Genomic DNA, 17,191 nt, shown 5'->3' with positions numbered 1-17,191 from the left:
CAATCACTATGAATTTGATAGCTATTGGTGCAATGGTTGCGGGGGCTAGCGGCCAATTTCAATCAGAAGATCGGGTCGGTAGCCCACCTGCTCGTTCTTGCGCGCATAACCCAACGGGTTGGCCACCACACGGCAGTTACCCACGGTGTAGTCGCTGGGCGCGTGCAGGTGGCCGTGCAGCCAAAGCTGCGCTTGCGGCAGCAGCTCATCCAGCGCATTGCAAAAGCCAGCCGTGCCGGGCACCAGGCCATAGCGCGGGTCGGCGCTGTGCAGGCTGGGCGCAAAGTGGGTGATGGCTACGGTGGGCCCGTCAAACGGCGTGGCCAGCGCTTCGCGCAGCCAGGCTTGGCAGACCAGCGCCTGGGCACGCACGCCCTCGGCCAACCAGGGCTCGCCATCGCGCGTGGTCAGGGTCTTCTTCAGGTAGTAGTTGGCGGCGCGAAAGGCCTTGTCGCGTGCCTTGAGCTGCTGCGCCTCGGGGGCGTGCATGGCCAGCGCGTCAAAGTCGGTCCACAGCGTGGTACCCAGCAGGCGCACGCCCTCCATCACCAGCGTTTCACGCTCCAACCAGAGAATGCCCAGCCGCTCGCAGGTGGCGCGCAGGCGGGCATGGGCATCGTCGAAGTCAAAGCTGTCGTACTCGTGGTTGCCGGGCACAAACACCACGGGCGTGGGCCAGCCCTGCAGCGGGGAAAAGCGGGCCAGGCCAAAGTCGTCGTCCGTCAACTGCGAGCCGGTTTGGTACGAGCCCACGTCGCCCGCCAGCACCAGCAGGTCGGCGCCGGGCGTGGGGGTGGGTACCCAGTGGGGATGCACCTCCAGGTGCAGGTCAGACAGCAGTTGGATCTTCATGCAGAAAACAGGCGGTCGCTCAGCAAGGTAATTTGTTGACGCAGCCAGGCGTGGGGGGCGGCCGCGTCCAGGCGCTGGTGCCACAGGGCGTCTACCTGGATCGGCGGCACGGTAAAGGGCAGTTCGCGGATCACCAACTGGTCGGCATAGCCGGTCACGTTGACAAAGTGGCGCGGCAGCACGGTCAGCAGGTCCGAGTGCACCACCACGCGCCCGGCGGTGAAAAACTGGTTCACAGTCAGCACCACGCGGCGCGTGCGTTGGAGGCTGCCCAGCGATTCGTCGATGAAGCCAAACGCGCGGCCCGAGAAGCTCACCAGCATGTGGCTGGCCTCGCAGAACCGGTCCAGCGTGAGCGTGCCCTTGGTGAGCGGGTGGTCCTTGCGCATCACGCACACATAGTCGCCCACAAACAGGCGGTGGTGACGGAAGGACTCGGCCGCACCCGCCTGCGCGCGCGCGGTGAGGTCCGTCAGCACGGCCGGGAAGTGGCCGATGGCCAGGTCGGCGGCGCCCTCGTCGAGCACGCGGCGCGGATCGCGTGTGGTCAGCGGCACCACACGCAGCGACACGCCGGGGGCCTCGCGTGCCAGCACCTCCACCAGGTCGGGCATCAGCTCGGCCGCGGTGGCATCGGCCATGGTGAGCACAAACGTGGTGGTGGCCGTGGCCGGCTCAAACACGCTGGGCGCCAGGGAGGTTTGCAACCTTTGCAGGGTTTCCCGCACGGCGGGCCAGAGTTCCTGGCCGCGCGGCGTGGGCTCCAGCGTGCGGCCTTTGCGCACCAGCAGCTCGTCACCCAGCGCATCGCGCAGGCGGCGCAGCGCATTGCTTACTGCGGGCTGGGTCAGCGCCAGCTGCTCTGCGGCCTTGGTCAGGCTGCGCTCCGCCATCACGGTGTCAAACACCTTCAGCAGGTTCAGGTCAAAGGTACGCAGGTTGAGCGGTGGGGTGGCCATGGTCAATCATAACTTTGGTGAATACTAAACATCACCAACCAAAAGTTGAGTCGCATGAGGGAAAACCCTATGATTCATCCATCCGAAAGATTTAACCCCAGTGAGCATCAACCTTTTCAAGGAGTTGACCATGACACAAGTACTCTCTTCTACCTATTTTGCCTCTGCCCCCGTGGCGCAGTCTGTTTCCGTCCGCACATCCGGCAAGACCGAAGGTTCCCGTACCCTGGCTGGCATGTTGCTGGCTGCTGTGCTGGCCGCCCTGTTGGTGGTGGCTGACCAAGTAATCGACACCTGGGCCGACGGCCACCTGTTGGCTGGCTGGGTTGCCCTGTGGACCGTGGCATTTGCTGCACTGGCCCTGCTGGCGCCTCCCTTGCGCAAGGTGTCTTCCTTCGCTTCCGCCGTGATCACGCGCTGGGTGCGTGCTGCACAAGAACGCAGCATGGAAGAAAAAATGTGGGAATACGCCCACCGCGACCCCCGCATCATGGCTGAGCTGCAACACGCTGTCATGCGCAGCCGCAACGAAGCCTAAGCTTCACCGCGCCATAAAAAAAGCCACCGGTTCGGTGGCTTTTTTCGTTTCGGGGCCTGGTCGGGGTACCGACTGGCCCGTCTTTCTTGGTTCGCCCTTCAGGCAGCCAAACGCTGCGCCAGTTGGGCTTGGGTCTCTTCGAGTTCCTTCGGCAAATGGTAGGCCAGCTGGGTAAACAGCTCGGTGTGCAAGGCAAATTCAGCCTTCCAGTCGGCTTTGTTCAGGCTGGTGACGGAGTCAAACTGGGCTTGGCTGAAGTCCAGGCCGGTCCAGTTGATTTCAGAATACTGGGGCGCGACGCCAAAGCCGGTCTCGGTGCCGGTGGCCTTGCCCTCCAGACGGTCGATCATCCACTTCAGCACGCGCATATTTTCACCGTAGCCGGGCCAGACGAACTTGCCGTCCTCACCCTTGCGGAACCAGTTGGTCGTGAAGATTTTGGGTTGCTTGGCGCCGGAGCTGGCCAGCTTGGCGCCGATGTTCAGCCAGTGCTGGAAGTAGTCGCTCATGTTGTAGCCCATGAAGGGCAGCATGGCGAACGGGTCGCGGCGCACCACGCCTTGTTGGCCTACAGCCGCGGCGGTGGTCTCAGAACCCATGGTGGCGGCCATGTAGACGCCCTCGGTCCAGCTGCGGGCCTCGGTCACCAGCGGCACGGTGGTGGAGCGGCGGCCACCGAAGATGAAGGCGTCAATCGGCACACCATTGGCGTCATCCCACTGGCTGTCCAGTGCGGGGTTGTTGCCGGCAGCGACGGTAAAGCGGGCATTGGGGTGGGCGGCCTTGGCGCCCGTCTCCTTGGCAATCGCGGGCGTCCAGTTCTTGCCTTGCCAGTCAATCAGGTGCTCGGGCAGGCCGCCCGTGTCTTTCTCCATGCCTTCCCACCACACGTCGCCGTCATCGGTCAGGGCCACGTTCGTGAAGATCACGTTCTTGTCCAGGCTGGCCATGCAATTGGGGTTGGTGTGAAAGTTGGTGCCGGGGGCCACGCCGAAGTAACCCGCTTCGGGGTTGATGGCGTATAGCTTGCCGTCGGTGCCGGGCTTGATCCAGGCGATGTCGTCACCAATCGTGGTGACCTTCCAGCCCTCAAAACCAGTGGGAGGCACCAGCATGGAGAAGTTGGTCTTGCCGCAGGCGCTGGGGAAAGCAGCGGCCACGTGGTACTTCTTGCCCTCAGGGTTCGTCACGCCCAGAATCAGCATGTGTTCGGCCAGCCAGCCTTGGTCGCGGCCCATGTTGGAGGCAATACGCAGGGCAAAACACTTCTTGCCCAGCAGCGCGTTGCCGCCGTAGCCGGAGCCGTAGCTCCAGATTTCGCGCGTCTCGGGGTAGTGCACGATGTATTTTGTTGTATTACAGGGCCACTTCACATCGGCTTGGCCCGCTTCCAACGGCGCCCCCACGGTGTGTACGCAGGGCACGAACGCACCCTCCATACCCAATACGTCATACACAGCCTTGCCCATGCGGGTCATGATGCGCTGGTTCACCGCCACGTAGGCGCTGTCAGACAGTTCAATGCCGATGTGCGCGATGTGCGAGCCCAGCGGACCCATGGAGAACGGCACCACGTACATGGTGCGCCCCTTCATGCAGCCGTCAAACAAGGCTTGGTTGCCATCCTTGCCGGTTTGCAGCAGAGCGCGCATCTCGGCTGGGGCCATCCAGTTGTTGGTGGGGCCGGCGTTTTCCTTTTTCTCGGAGCAGATGTAGGTGCGGTCTTCTACGCGGGCCACGTCGCTGGGGTCGGAGCAGGCCAGAAAGCTGTTGGGGCGCTTGGCGGGGTTGAGCTTTTTGAAGGTGCCGGCGTTGACCAACTGCTGGCACAGGCGCTGGTATTCCTCTTCGGAGCCATCGCACCAGTAGACGTCCTTCGGCTTGCACAGGACCACCATGTCGGCGACCCACGCGATGAGTTTGGCGTTCTTGACGTAACTGGGGGTGTTGAGGGCCAGGCCCTGCATCACGGGTGCGTTCATGAAATAGCTCCTAAGTTTGAAAATCGTCTTTTCAAAACCAAGGGCAGAGAACAGGGCGCCACGAACTTTGAGAAGACGGCTGACAGGGGTGGTTCAGACCGAGATCTGAAGCGCCCATGCCGAATTCTAAGAACGCGTACTGGAGTTACATGGTGATTACACGAAATAACTATGCCTAATTTGCATTGAAATATGCACAATGTTTCGGCCGGAGTCTGTGCCAGATGGCGTGCGAACACGTGCACGGATGCCTGAACTGAGGCAATCAGAGGAGAGGAAATCGGGGGGAGGCAGCGGCCCGCGGCGCGGCAGGGGCTGAGAAAGACAGGCCATGCGGGCGCAGTGCCGACATGGCAGGCCCGGAATGCGCAGCGCGGCCCGGGCGGAAACGCTATCAGGCCATGGACACGGCGATGAAAGCCAACAAGAACATCAGCACGCCGCCCACGAGGGGGAGCACGATAGGCATCATGGGGACTACAGCGTCCACGGGATCGGCAGCGTGGTCGTCAGAGTGGTTGTCTGGTGCAGACATGGGCAATCCTTGTGTTCTTCGTTAGGGGAGCCTGAATTTTACCCACAAGGCGCCGCGCAGACGAGCCTGGAGCTGACGCGTGGAAATTTCTGCCCAAGGCTTCCATCTTGGCCCGGACTGCGCTATCGTCATTTCAGCACGTCGCTGTGCTGGAGGCGGTTGATGGCCAAGCGTTCGCTGTTCCAGCCCCTAGGTGGGCATCTCATTCCCTCGCCGGGCCTGCAAGAAGCGCCGGTGTTGGATTTGATGTGCTCACACTTTGTGCTCACCCTTGCAGCGCGCCAGGGGGCCAGTTTCAATGTGCGCCGCGATTTCAATGGCGTGGTGGGGCTGGCCGGGCGCCATCTGGTCTGGCCAGTGTCCGTGCTAGGTCGCTTGCGCGAGTTTCTCGCGCGCCGCTGCCAAGGCAACGAGCTCTGGCGCGGCCATGAAGCGCTGGATGCCAGCGAGTTTCTGGCCCGCTACGGCGTCTGGTGCGGCCCCTACGACGAAGCCACGGTGTTTTTCTTTCTGGATGAATACGCCAAGGACCAGCCCAAAGACCTCATCACCGTGCTGTCGGTCACCGGCGAGTGGCTGAGCCATGCGCTCAAAAAGCAATCCACGCTGGTGGAAAAAAACATCAATGCGCTGGCCGGTTTGCTGCAGCTCAACAAGGCCGAGCGCGCACTGCTGCTGTACGGCACGCTGGCACGCTACCAGCGCGACATGCGCAGCATCCTGGTCGAGTTCAAGGTGAACAACGCGCCCGAAGCCTATGCCGCCATTGCCGAGGTGGCCGGCGTGAGCGCGCAGGAGCTGGGCGAGGCGCTGCGGGCCGGCTCGCGCCTGGAGCGCATTGGCTTGGTGGAGAACCTGATTTCCGAGCACAACATCACCGACCTGGCCGATTTGATGAAGGTCAGCGAGAAGCTGCCCCCGGTGTTGATGCGCCATTACCGTGACCAAGCCGAGCTGATGGCAGTGTTCACCCGGCTTTCCACCAAAAGCACGCTGTGCCTGCAAGACTTCAATTTCGTCAGCGAAGACGCTTCCGTCATGTGCAACCTGCTGGCCAACGCCGTGGCGCGCAAGGAGGTGGGCATCAACGTGCTGCTGTATGGCCCGCCTGGCACCGGCAAGACCGAGCTGGCCAAGGTGGTGGCGCAGCATGCGGGGCTAGAACTGTTTGAGGTGGAATATGCCGACCGCGACGGCAATTCGCTGAGCGGGCGCGACCGCTATCGCTCGCTGCAGATCGCCCAGGTATTCCTGAAAGGCAGCGCCCAGGCGGCGTTGCTGTTTGACGAGGTGGAAGATGTGTTCCCCCCGCTGTCCAACGAGGCGGCCCATTTGATTGCGCGGGCCGATGCCTCGGCCGCGCCGGCCAGTGGCAGTGTGAGCGGCAAGGCCTGGGTGAACCAGATATTGGAGTCCAACGTGGTGCCCACGCTGTGGGTAACCAACCGCATCGAGCAGATCGACCCCGCGTTTCGCCGCCGCTTTGCCTACCACCTGGAGCTGAAATCGCCACCGCCCGGCGCACGCGAAGGCTTGGTGCGCAAGACGCTGGAAGGCGTGCAGGTGTCCGATGCGTTTGTGGCCCGGCTTACCAGCCGCAAGGGTCTCACCCCAGCGCAAATCCGCACCGCGGTGCGTTTTGCAGGCCTGGCCCGCAGCCCGGAGGCTGCGCACCCCGTGGCCGAGGCGGATTCTGCAGGGCTGGAGGCCCTGATTGAACGCCAGCTCAAAAATGCCGATCTCGCGCTGGGCAACCCGGCCGCGGTGGCGGCTGTGCCCACCGCTCTAAGCCAGTACCAGCTAAGCCACCTCCACGTGGAATCGCGCTTCGAGGTGCCGCGCATTGTCCAGGCCCTGCACACCCGGGGCCATGGCACGCTGTGTTTCTACGGACCGCCTGGCACGGGCAAGACGGCGCTGGCGGAGCACCTGGCCCAGGCGCTGAACAAGCCGCTCCTGATGCGTCAGGCCAGCGACCTGATGAGCAAGTACATCGGGGAAACCGAGCACAACATGGCCGCCATGTTCCGCGAGGCGGAGTCTGAGGGCGCGATCTTGCTGCTGGACGAGGCCGACAGTTTTCTGCAGGACCGGCGCGGCGCCCAGCGCAGCTACGAGGTGACCGAGGTGAATGAAATGCTGCAGGGGATGGAGCGGTTTCGGGGCATTTTTGTCTGCACCACCAACCTCATGGACCGGATTGACCAGGCCGCGCTGCGGCGCTTCACCTTCAAGATCCAGTTCAAGCCCCTGTCTGCGGCGCAGCGGGTCACCGTGTTTGTAACGGAAGCCTGCGCGGGGGATGCCCAACGCCTGACGCCGGCCCTGGCCAGTCGCCTGGCCGGGCTGGACCAGCTGTGCCTGGGGGACTTTGCGGCGGTCAAGCGCCAGGCCATGATTCTGGACGCCAATCTGAGCCCGGAAGAGTTCCTGGAGCAGCTGGAGGCCGAGCACCGCATCAAGCCCGAGGTGCGAGAGCACCGGGGCATGGGCTTCTTGCCGTAACTCCTCTGTAATTTTTTTGTTCCACCTGTCAACCAGCCGATACGCTCGTGCGTAATAGGCACAGGCGGGTACTGAATTTCCCCAGTTCGTTGGAACATTGACTGGTGGCCAGTACTTATTTCTCTACCTTTGCACTGTATATATGCACAGAGATACGATTCAGGTACCTGAAAAAGGTACTTACAAGTGGCAGCTGTTTGACTACTGGTCTGGCGAATACCGCCAAACCCACGCGGACCACTCGGCGTACATTGCTCTGAACTTCGCCGGCGCGCTCGAAGCCTGCCGCACCAAGTTTCAGGCTCTGATGCAGCACCACCGTGCCAAAGCGGCTGACGCCAGCTGCTCGGCCCGCCACATGCGAGCAATCGAGCGCCTGGAAAACACCATGTCCGGCGCCGCCATGGCGTACGAGAGCGGTTTCCGCCGCCACTAAGCCCTTGCGCTGGGCCGGCCCTGGGCTCATGCCCCGGTGCTGGCCTCTTTATTCCAGCGCCACCACCCGCAGCACATCGCTGGCATAGGCTTCCAGCTTTTTGGCGCCTATGCCGCTGATGCCCTGCAAGTCATCCAGGCTCTGGGGTGCCCGCTGCGCAATGGCCGCCAGCGTAGCATCGTGAAAAATCACATAGGCGGGCAGGTTGTGCTCCTTGGCCACCTCGGCCCGCCAGGCCTTCAGGGCCGAGTAGCGCAGCAGACCTTCGCTGTCCAGGTTGATGGGCGCCTTGACCACCGCACCCAGGCGCGGGTTGCGCCGGCTCTTGCGGTCGGCCGGGGCCGACACCGATTCCCGCAACATCACCGGCACCTCGCCTTTGAGCACCGCACGGGATTCGGCGGTGAGCTGCAGGGTGTTAAACGCCTGGGCATCCACGGCCACGGCGCCCATGGCAATCAGCTGGCGCAGCACGCCACGCAGCTGAAGTTCCGAAAAATCTGCGCCCACACCAAAGGTGCTCAGGTTGGCGTGGCCGTACTGGGTCACTTTTTCCGTCGTTTTGCCACGCACGATGTCCATCAAATGCCCCGCGCCAAAGCTCACCGCACTCATTTGCTGGATGCGGTAGATGGTGGACAGCAGCTTGCGTGCGGCATCGGTGCCGTCCCACACGGCAGGCGGGTTCAGGCAGTTGTCGCAATTGCCGCAAGGCTGGCTGGCTTCGCCAAAGTAGCCCAAAAGGCGCACGCGGCGGCAGTCGGTTGCTTCGGCCAGGCCGAGCAGGGCGTCGAGCTTGCCGCGCATCACCTGTTTGAATTCTTCGCTGGCCGGGCTTTCGTCAATCATGCGGCGCTGGTTCACCACGTCTTGCAGGCCATAGGCCATCCAGGCGTCGGCGGCTAGGCCGTCGCGCCCGGCGCGGCCGGTCTCCTGGTAGTAGCCCTCGATGTTCTTGGGCATGTCGCGGTGGGCCACAAAGCGCACGTCGGGTTTGTCGATGCCCATGCCAAACGCGATGGTGGCCACCATGACGATGCCTTCCTCGCGCAAAAACCGGTCCTGGTGGGTCTGGCGCACTTTTGCGTCCAGACCGGCGTGGTAGGGCAGGGCCTTGATGCCCGCGTCCACCAGCGTTTGGGCCATGTCTTCCACCTTTTTGCGGCTCTGGCAGTAGACGATGCCGGCCTCGCCCTCATGCTCGCGCTCGATAAAGCGCAGCAGCTGCAGCGTGGAATCTTTCTTCTCGACGATGGTGTAGCGGATATTGGGGCGGTCAAAGCTGCTGACGAAGGCGCGCGCGTCTTCCAGCTGCAGGCGCTCCAGAATGTCGGCGCGCGTCAGGTCGTCGGCCGTGGCGGTCAGCGCAATGCGGGGAATACCGGGGTAGCGCTCGTGCAGCACCGTGAGGTTGCGGTAATCGGGCCGGAAGTCGTGGCCCCACTGGCTTACGCAATGTGCTTCGTCGATGGCAAACAGGCTCAGCTTGCCGCGCTCGAATAGCGAATCCAGCAGCGCCAGAAAGCGCGCATTGTTGACCCGCTCTGGCGCGGCATAAAGCAGGGTGATCTCGCCGCGCAGCAGTTGCTGCTCGATCTGGTAGGCCTCGTCGCCGCTGAGGGTGGAGTTCAGGAAGGCGGCGCTGACACCCGCCTCGTGCAGCGCACCCACCTGGTCGTGCATCAGCGCGATCAGCGGCGAAATTACCAACGTGGCGCCCAGCCCTGCTTGTTGGCGGACGATGGCGGGAACTTGGTAGCACAGGCTTTTGCCGCCGCCCGTGGGCATGAGCACCAGCGCATCGCCGCCATCTGCCACGTGTTCCACGATGGCCTGCTGCGGGCCACGGAAGGCGTCGTAGCCGAACACGGTGCGCAGAATGTCGCTGCAAGCGTCCAGAGTGGTGCTGGAGGTGGAAGTGTCTGCTATCAAAATGGGAGCTCGCGGCGCAGTGGTTACGGGGGCTAGGGCACTAAAACATTCAAAACCCGGTGGTCGCCAGCGTGTGGCGTCGGGCTAAGGGTGATTCCCCTATTGTCGGGCAAGCCTGTCGCTACACTTGAACCCATGATTGCCCCGCCCATCGTGCTCGACACGCAGTCGCAAACCAAGGCCTTGTTGCAGTTGTGCAAACGGCTGGAGCGCGCCTGGACCCTGCCGGACATTTTGGCCGCCGTGGCACCTGTGGTGGAGGATGTGTTGGGCTATGCCCACGCGTGGCTGGCCCTGATGGGCGACCGGCCCGGATTTGTGTCCGTCATCAGTCAGGTCACTTCCGATGCGGACTACCGGCAACTGCATACCAAGGCGCAGACCATGGACATCCCCATTGCGGGCGACCGCATGCTGGAAGAAATCATGGCGGCCGACCACGTGGTGGTGGTGGAGGATGCCCGCACAGACCTGCGCACCAACAAAGAGGTGGTGGCCCAGCTGCTCAATCGCACCATCATCAACGTTCCCTTGCTGCTGGCCGATGAGCGTTTGGGCGTGATTGGCATCGGCACTTTTGGTGATGTGGAGGGCGTGCGCCCCCCGGTCGATTGGCAGCTCGACTTTATGCAGGCGCTGGCCAGCCATGTGGCCGTGGCACTGGACCGGGTGCGCTTCATGCAGGCACGCAAATTTGCCGAAGACGCGCTGTACCAAGAGAAAGAACGCCTGCAGGTCACCCTGCACTCCATCAGCGACGCGGTGATCACCACCAACGCCGACGGCGAGCTGCTCTATATCAACCCGGTGGCCGAAGCGCTCACCGGCTGGACGCTGGCTGGCGCCGTGGGGCGCCCCTACCAGACTGTGTTTCGCCTGGGCGACATGGGAGGGGGTGTCGCCGGCATCGACCTGGTGGCCGAGGCGATTGCGGCGGCGGAAACCCACCGCTACCCGCAGCTCAGCCTGGCGCACCGTCTGGAGGGCAGCCTGCTGGTGGAGGCGGCGGTGTCGCCCATCCGGGATGCGGACGGTGAGGTACAGGGCGCGGTGCTGGTGTTTCGCGATGTGACGGAGCAGCGCCGCCTGAACCAGGAGATGGCCTTTCAGGCCACGCACGACGAACTGACCGGCCTGGGTAACCGCCGCGCCTTTGAGCAGGCGCTGGCCGAGTGTTTTGACCGCACGCGCGACCAGGACCAGCGCCACGTGGTCTGCTACCTGGATCTGGACGAATTCAAGGTGGTCAACGATACCTGCGGCCACACCGCGGGCGACGAGCTGTTACGCCAGGTGGCCCAGCTGTTTTCCGAGGTGTTGCGCGAAGAAGACCACCTGTGCCGCATCGGTGGCGACGAGTTCGGCATCATCCTGACCCACCAGACCGTGGCCCAGGCCCTGCGCGTGGCCGAGCGCCTGCAGCTGAGCCTGGCGGCCTACCGCTTTGTGTGGCGCGACCAGAGTTTTGGCGTAGGCGTGAGCGTGGGCATGGTGATGCTGGACGCGCAGAGTGAAAGCGTGGGCGCGCTCTTGCAGGCCGCCGACAGCGCCTGCTACGTCGCCAAGGATTCGGGCCGTGGCCGCATCCATGTGTATGCGAGTGATGACCCGGCGTTGGCGCAGCGCTATGGCGTGATGGAGTGGGTGAGCCGCATCGAGCATGCGCTGCAAGAAGACCGCTTTGTGCTGTATGGCCAGCCCATCGTGCCGGTGAACCCCGGCCCGGCCGTAGGGCTGCACTGCGAATTTTTGCTGCGTATGCGGGACGAGGCGGGTGCGCTGGTGCTCCCGGGCCAGTTCATGCCCGCGGTGGAGCGCTACCACCTGGCCGCGCGCGTAGACCGCTGGGTGGTGACGCATGCGCTGCAGTGGATGGTGGCGCACCAGGACCATATCGACCAGTGCTCGATCAACCTGTCGGGCCAGTCGCTGGGGGACGAGGTGTTCATGGCCTTTGTGCTGGACACGCTGGCCCACACGCCCTTGCCATGCCGCAAGCTGTGCTTTGAGATCACCGAGACCGCAGCCATCAGCAACCTGCACACCGCCAAGCATTTCATTGACACCCTGCGCCAACTGGGCTGCAGGCTCTCGCTGGACGACTTTGGCAGCGGCCTGTCGTCCTTCGCCTATTTGCGCAACCTGCCCGTGGACGAGCTCAAGATCGACGGCCAGTTTGTGCGCGACATTGCCACCGACGCCATTAGCCTGGCCATGGTGAAGTCTATTCACGAGATTGGCTGCCTCATGGGCAAGAAAACCGTGGCCGAGTTTGTCGAGAGCCCGGCCATTCTGGAACTGCTGCGTGGCTTTGGCGTGCACTACGCCCAGGGGTATGCGGTGGGGCACCCCATGCCGCTGGACGCCTTGCTGGCGCTGCACCTGGGCCAGGCCTAAGACCATTTGGCCTTCACGGCCGCTGCGTTGTGAATTAAAATAATCAAATCCCAAGGGGCGCTGCAGCTGGCGCCTGCCTTCAATACAGGCAGGCCACCGGTCAGGCTTGGGACTCCCAACTGCGCTCACTTGTTTAAAACCACACAGTGAGCCGCACCATGAAGCCCATCACCTACACCCGCGCACAAGCCCTGCCAGGCATTCTGGAGAAGCGCATCGCCATTTTGGACGGCGCCATGGGCACCATGATCCAGCGCTTCAAGCTGGGCGAGGCGCAGTACCGTGGCGAGGGCTACTCCGGCCCCGGCAGCCAGGGCGACCGCTTCAAGGACTTCCACAAAGACGTCAAAGGCAACAACGAGTTGCTGAGCCTGACCCGGCCTGACGTGATCAGCGACATCCACGAGCGCTACCTGGCCGCGGGTGCCGACCTGATTGAGACCAATACTTTCGGAGCCACCACCGTGGCCCAGGCCGACTACGACATGGCCGATCTGGCCATCGAGATGAACCTGGTGTCCGCCAAGCTGGCCCGCGCCGCCTGTGACAAATACAGCACCCCCGACAAGCCCCGCTTCGTGGCCGGCGCCCTGGGCCCCACGCCCAAGACCGCCAGCATCAGCCCCGACGTGAACGACCCCGGCGCGCGCAACGTGACGTTTGAAGAATTGCGCGCCGCCTACTACGACCAGACCAAGGCGCTGGTGGAGGGCGGCAGCGATGTGATTCTGGTGGAAACCATTTTCGACACGCTGAACGCCAAGGCCGCGCTGTTTGCCGTGGACGAGTACTTCGAAGCCAGCGGCCAGCGCCTGCCCATCATCATCAGCGGCACGGTGACCGACGCGTCGGGCCGCATCTTGAGTGGTCAGACGGTGACCGCTTTCTGGCATAGCGTGCGCCACGCGCAGCCGCTGGCCATTGGCCTGAACTGCGCACTCGGTGCGGCGCTGATGCGTCCCTATATCCAGGAGCTGAACAAGGTCGCGCCCGACACCTTCATCAGCTGCTACCCCAACGCGGGCCTGCCCAACCCCATGAGCGACACCGGCTTTGACGAGACCCCCGACGTGACCAGCCGCCTGGTGCGCGAGTTTGCGGAAGAGGGCTTGGTCAACATCGTGGGTGGCTGCTGCGGCACCACGCCCGATCACATTGGCGCCATCGCCCATGCGGTGAACCCCATTGCTGCACGCAGTGTGCAGCGCAATTTCTTCTACAAAGAGGCAGCCTGAGATGAAAAAAGTCACCTGGGGCGTGTTGAGCACCGCCAAGATCGGCATGGAGAAGGTCACGCCAGCGCTCATGCGCAGCCAGTGGTGCGATGTGCAGGCGATTGCCTCGCGCAGCCTGCCTAGCGCGCAGGCTGCGGCGGACAAATTGGGTATTCCCAAGGCCTATGGTTCGTACGAAGAGTTGCTGGCCGACCCGGCCATCGAGGCGATCTACAACCCCTTGCCCAATGACCTGCATGTGCCCATGACGCTGGCTGCGGCGCGCGCCGGCAAGCATGTGCTGTGCGAGAAGCCGATTGCGCTGAACGCGAACGAAGCGGCGCAGCTGCGCGAAGTGGCGGGCAAGGTGCACATCATGGAAGCCTTCATGGTGCGCTTTCACCCGCAATGGCTGCGCACGCGCGAGCTGGTGCAGAGCGGCGCCCTGGGCGAGGTGCGCACTGTGCAGGTGTGGTTCTCGTACTTCAACCGCAATGCCGACAACATCCGCAACCAACCCGGCACGGGTGGGGGGGCGCTGTTTGACATTGGCTGCTACCCCATCGTGGCGGGGCGCTTTTTGTTTGGCGCCGAGCCGGTGCGCGTGATGGCGCTGGCCGACATGGACCCCGACTTTGGCGTGGACCGGACTTTCAGCGCGTTGTTGGATTTTGGCGGTGGCCGGCACCTGGACTTCACGGTGTCCACCCAGTCCGCGCCCTACCAGCGCGTACACGTCATGGGGACCGAGCAGCGCGTGGAGATCGAGATTCCGTTCAACGCGCCCCAGGGCCAAGAAACGCGCATATTCGTCGACGGCGGCAAACAGCTGGGCGGTGCCGGTGCGGTGACGGAGACCCTTGCCGCCTGCGACCAGTACAGCCTGGAAGGCGATGCGTTCTCGCTGGCCATCCGCGGCGAGCAGCCCCTGCATTACGGCGTGGAAGACGCCATCCAGAACATGCGCATCATCGACGCACTGTTTGCCTCGCAGCGCAGTGGCCGCTGGGAAGCGGTCTAGGCCGCCACACTCACAATTACAGGTCTTTTATGCCCCAAGCCCCCGCCAACACTGCGCAAGAAGCTATGAAAAATGTAGCGCCCATGATGCTCTCCGGTCTGGAGCCCATCCGGGTCGATGCGAGTTCGCTCTTCGTCAACATCGGCGAGCGCACCAACGTCACCGGTTCCAAGGCCTTTGCCCGCATGATCCTGAATGGTCAATTCGAGGAAGCCCTGGCTGTGGCGCGCCAGCAGGTGGAAAACGGCGCCCAGATCATCGACATCAACATGGACGAGGCCATGCTGGACAGCCAGGCCGCCATGGTGCGCTTCCTGAACCTGATCGCCTCCGAGCCCGATATTTCCCGCGTGCCCATCATGATCGACAGCTCCAAGTGGAGCGTCATTGAGGCCGGGTTGCGCTGCGTGCAAGGCAAGGCGGTGGTGAACTCCATCAGCATGAAAGAGGGCGTGGACGCCTTCAAGCACCAGGCCAAACTGCTGCGCCGCTATGGCGCGGCCGCCGTGGTCATGGCGTTTGATGAAAAGGGCCAAGCCGACACCTACGAGCGCAAGGTGGAGATTTGCGAACGCGCCTACCGCATCCTGGTGGACGAGGTGGACTTTCCGCCCGAAGACATCATCTTCGACCCGAACATCTTCGCCATCGCCACCGGCATCGAAGAGCACAACAACTACGCGGTGGACTTCATCAATGCCACGCGATGGATCAAGCAGAACCTGCCCGGCGCCAAGGTATCGGGCGGGGTGAGCAACGTGTCGTTCAGCTTCCGCGGTAACGATCCGGTGCGTGAGGCCATCCACACCGTGTTCCTGTACCACGCCATCCAGGCGGGCATGGACATGGGCATCGTCAACGCTGGCATGGTGGGCGTGTACGACGACCTGGAGCCCGCACTGCGCGAGCGCGTGGAAGACGTGGTGCTGAACCGCCGCCCCGACTCGGGTGAGCGCCTGGTGGAGATTGCCGAGACCGCCAAGAGCGGCGCCAAGGACGAAAGCAAGAAGCTGGAATGGCGAGGCACGCCGGAGGCGCCTGCGTCGGTGGGCCAGCGCCTGAGCCACGCGCTGGTCCACGGCATCACCGATTTCATTACCGTGGACACCGAAGAGGCCTACCAGGACGTGCTGGCCAAGGGCGGCCGCCCGCTGCACGTGATTGAAGGCCCACTCATGGACGGCATGAACGTCGTGGGCGACCTGTTTGGTCAAGGCAAGATGTTTCTGCCCCAGGTGGTGAAAAGCGCACGCGTGATGAAGAGCGCCGTGGCGCACTTGTTGCCCTACATCGAAGCAGAAAAGCTGGCGATGGTGGAGGCCGGTGGCGAAGCCAAGGCCAAGGGCAAGATCGTGATTGCCACGGTCAAAGGCGATGTGCACGACATTGGCAAGAACATCGTCACCGTGGTTCTGCAGTGCAACAACTTTGACGTGGTCAACATGGGCGTGATGGTGCCCTGCCACGAGATTCTGGCGCGCGCCAAGATCGAAGGCGCGGACATCATTGGCCTGTCTGGCCTGATCACGCCCAGCCTGGAAGAGATGCAGTACGTGGCTGGCGAGATGCAGAAGGACGACTACTTCCGCATCAAGAAAATCCCGCTGCTCATTGGCGGCGCTACCACCAGCCGCGTGCACACGGCCGTGAAGATTTCGCCGCACTACGAAGGCCCCGTGGTCTATGTGCCCGACGCCTCGCGCAGCGTGAGCGTGGCGCAAAGCCTGTTGAGCGAGAGCGCCACCAAGTACATCGACGAACTCAATTCCGATTACGACAAGGTGCGCCACCAGCACGCCAACAAGAAGCAGACGCCCATGTGGCCGCTGGCCAAGGCACGTGCCAACAAGACGCCGATCGACTGGGCAGCCCACCAGCCCACGGTGCCGAAGTTCATTGGCCGCCGCGTTTTCAAGAACTTTGACCTGGGCGAGTTGGCCAAGTACATCGACTGGGGCCCCTTCTTCCAGACCTGGGATCTGGCAGGCCCCTTCCCGGCCATCCTGAAGGACGAGGTGGTGGGCACCGAGGCCGTGCGCGTCTACGCCGACGGCCAGCGCATGCTCAAGCGCCTGATCGAAGGCCGTTGGCTGACGGCCAATGCCGTGGTGGCCCTGTACCCGGCCAACACGGTGAACGACGACGACATCGAGTTCTATACGGATGAGACTCGCTCTGAGGTCGCCATGACCTGGTACGGCCTGCGCCAGCAGACCGAGAAGCAGGAGATTGACGGCGTGATGCGCCCCAGCCGCTGCCTGGCCGACTTTGTGGCACCCAAGGGGGTGAAGGCCGACTACGCGGGTCTGTTCGCGGTAACCGCGGGCATTGGCGTGGACAAGAAGGAAAAATACTTCCTGGACGACCTGGATGACTACTCGGCCATCATGCTCAAGTCGATTGCCGACCGATTGGCCGAAGCCTTTGCCGAGGCCCTCCACCACCGCGTGCGCACCGACCTGTGGGGCTACGCGGCCGACGAGGCACTGAGCAACGAGGACCTGATTGCCGAGAAGTACAAGGGCATCCGCCCCGCACCGGGCTACCCGGCCTGCCCTGACCATAGTGTCAAGAAAGACATGTTCGACCTGCTGCAGTGCGAGGAGATCGGCATGGCGGTGACCGAAAGCCTGGCCATGACACCGGCGGCCAGCGTCAGCGGCTTCTACATTGGCCACCCGGACGCCACGTACTTCAACGTGGGCAAGATCAGCGACGACCAAGTGCAGGACCTGGCCCAGCGCCGCAACCTGAACCAGGCCGAGCTGCAGCGCCTGCTGGCGCCTAATTTGTAAGCAGTTGGTGCCGGCCCAAGACGCT

Annotated in this window: 12 protein-coding genes and 1 riboswitch; of the genes, 7 read left to right on the top strand and 5 right to left on the bottom strand. The window is 63.2% G+C overall.

Annotation, left to right across the window (positions count from 1 at the left end):
- Nucleotides 1-45 precede the first annotated feature (45 nt).
- Both AC097R_RS00555 and AC097R_RS00550 read right to left on the bottom strand, forming a co-directional pair.
- Nucleotides 46-852, bottom strand: coding sequence for a metallophosphoesterase (locus AC097R_RS00555; protein WP_479595590.1), 807 nt, complete (start codon nucleotides 850-852; stop codon nucleotides 46-48).
- Complete coding sequence (locus tag AC097R_RS00550; RefSeq protein WP_479595588.1) at nucleotides 849-1,811, bottom strand: LysR family transcriptional regulator; 963 nt, start codon at nucleotides 1,809-1,811, stop codon at nucleotides 849-851. Before AC097R_RS00550 ends, AC097R_RS00555 begins: the two co-directional genes overlap by 4 nt.
- 130 nt (nucleotides 1,812-1,941) lie before the next feature.
- Between AC097R_RS00550 and AC097R_RS00545 the strand changes: the two genes are divergently transcribed.
- A complete protein-coding gene (locus tag AC097R_RS00545) occupies nucleotides 1,942-2,349 on the top strand; it encodes a hypothetical protein (RefSeq protein ID WP_479595586.1) in 408 nt (135 codons plus the stop codon).
- A gap of 98 nt (nucleotides 2,350-2,447) precedes the next feature.
- Here AC097R_RS00545 and AC097R_RS00540 read toward each other — a convergent pair whose 3' ends face one another.
- Nucleotides 2,448-4,331 carry a phosphoenolpyruvate carboxykinase (GTP) gene (locus tag AC097R_RS00540; protein ID WP_479595584.1) on the bottom strand — a complete coding sequence of 628 codons (1,884 nt, stop codon included), beginning with the start codon at nucleotides 4,329-4,331 and terminating at the stop codon, nucleotides 2,448-2,450.
- Nucleotides 4,332-4,725: 394 nt separating this feature from the next.
- Entirely contained in the window at nucleotides 4,726-4,866 is a 141-nt protein-coding gene (locus AC097R_RS00535; protein ID WP_477886905.1) for a hypothetical protein, read from the bottom strand.
- A 162-nt stretch (nucleotides 4,867-5,028) separates the two neighbouring features.
- On the opposite strand from AC097R_RS00535, the gene AC097R_RS00530 reads away from it, so the two are divergent.
- Nucleotides 5,029-7,371, top strand: a complete 2,343-nt coding sequence (locus AC097R_RS00530) for an AAA family ATPase (protein ID WP_479595582.1) — start codon at nucleotides 5,029-5,031, stop codon at nucleotides 7,369-7,371.
- Between the two features lie 142 nt (nucleotides 7,372-7,513).
- On the top strand, nucleotides 7,514-7,807 hold the full coding sequence (locus AC097R_RS00525) for a hypothetical protein (RefSeq protein ID WP_479595580.1): 294 nt from the start codon (nucleotides 7,514-7,516) through the stop codon (nucleotides 7,805-7,807).
- Between the two features lie 48 nt (nucleotides 7,808-7,855).
- On the opposite strand, the gene recQ is transcribed toward AC097R_RS00525, so the two are convergent.
- Nucleotides 7,856-9,739 carry a DNA helicase RecQ gene (gene recQ, locus AC097R_RS00520; protein ID WP_479595578.1) on the bottom strand — a complete coding sequence of 628 codons (1,884 nt, stop codon included), beginning with the start codon at nucleotides 9,737-9,739 and terminating at the stop codon, nucleotides 7,856-7,858.
- A 135-nt stretch (nucleotides 9,740-9,874) separates the two neighbouring features.
- Here recQ and AC097R_RS00515 point away from each other — a divergent pair, with 135 nt between their 5' ends.
- The 4 genes from AC097R_RS00515 (at nucleotide 9,875) to metH (ending at nucleotide 17,166) form a co-directional block, all read left to right on the top strand.
- Nucleotides 9,875-12,136: an EAL domain-containing protein gene (locus AC097R_RS00515; protein ID WP_479595576.1), complete on the top strand. Its 2,262-nt coding sequence runs from the start codon at nucleotides 9,875-9,877 to the stop codon at nucleotides 12,134-12,136.
- A gap of 46 nt (nucleotides 12,137-12,182) precedes the next feature.
- Nucleotides 12,183-12,270, top strand: a riboswitch (S-adenosyl-L-homocysteine riboswitch).
- A 24-nt stretch (nucleotides 12,271-12,294) separates the two neighbouring features.
- Nucleotides 12,295-13,371: a homocysteine S-methyltransferase family protein gene (locus tag AC097R_RS00510; protein WP_479595574.1), complete on the top strand. Its 1,077-nt coding sequence runs from the start codon at nucleotides 12,295-12,297 to the stop codon at nucleotides 13,369-13,371.
- A 1-nt stretch (nucleotide 13,372) separates the two neighbouring features.
- Entirely contained in the window at nucleotides 13,373-14,371 is a 999-nt protein-coding gene (locus AC097R_RS00505; protein ID WP_479595572.1) for a Gfo/Idh/MocA family protein, read from the top strand.
- A gap of 29 nt (nucleotides 14,372-14,400) precedes the next feature.
- Entirely contained in the window at nucleotides 14,401-17,166 is a 2,766-nt protein-coding gene (gene metH, locus AC097R_RS00500) for a methionine synthase (protein ID WP_479595570.1), read from the top strand.
- Nucleotides 17,167-17,191: the final 25 nt, after the last annotated feature.

Source organism: Rhodoferax sp. ZS1R25, assembly GCF_056521335.1.
Note: the sequence above shows the minus strand (reverse complement) of the source record. Positions and strands in the feature narration are given on the sequence as shown.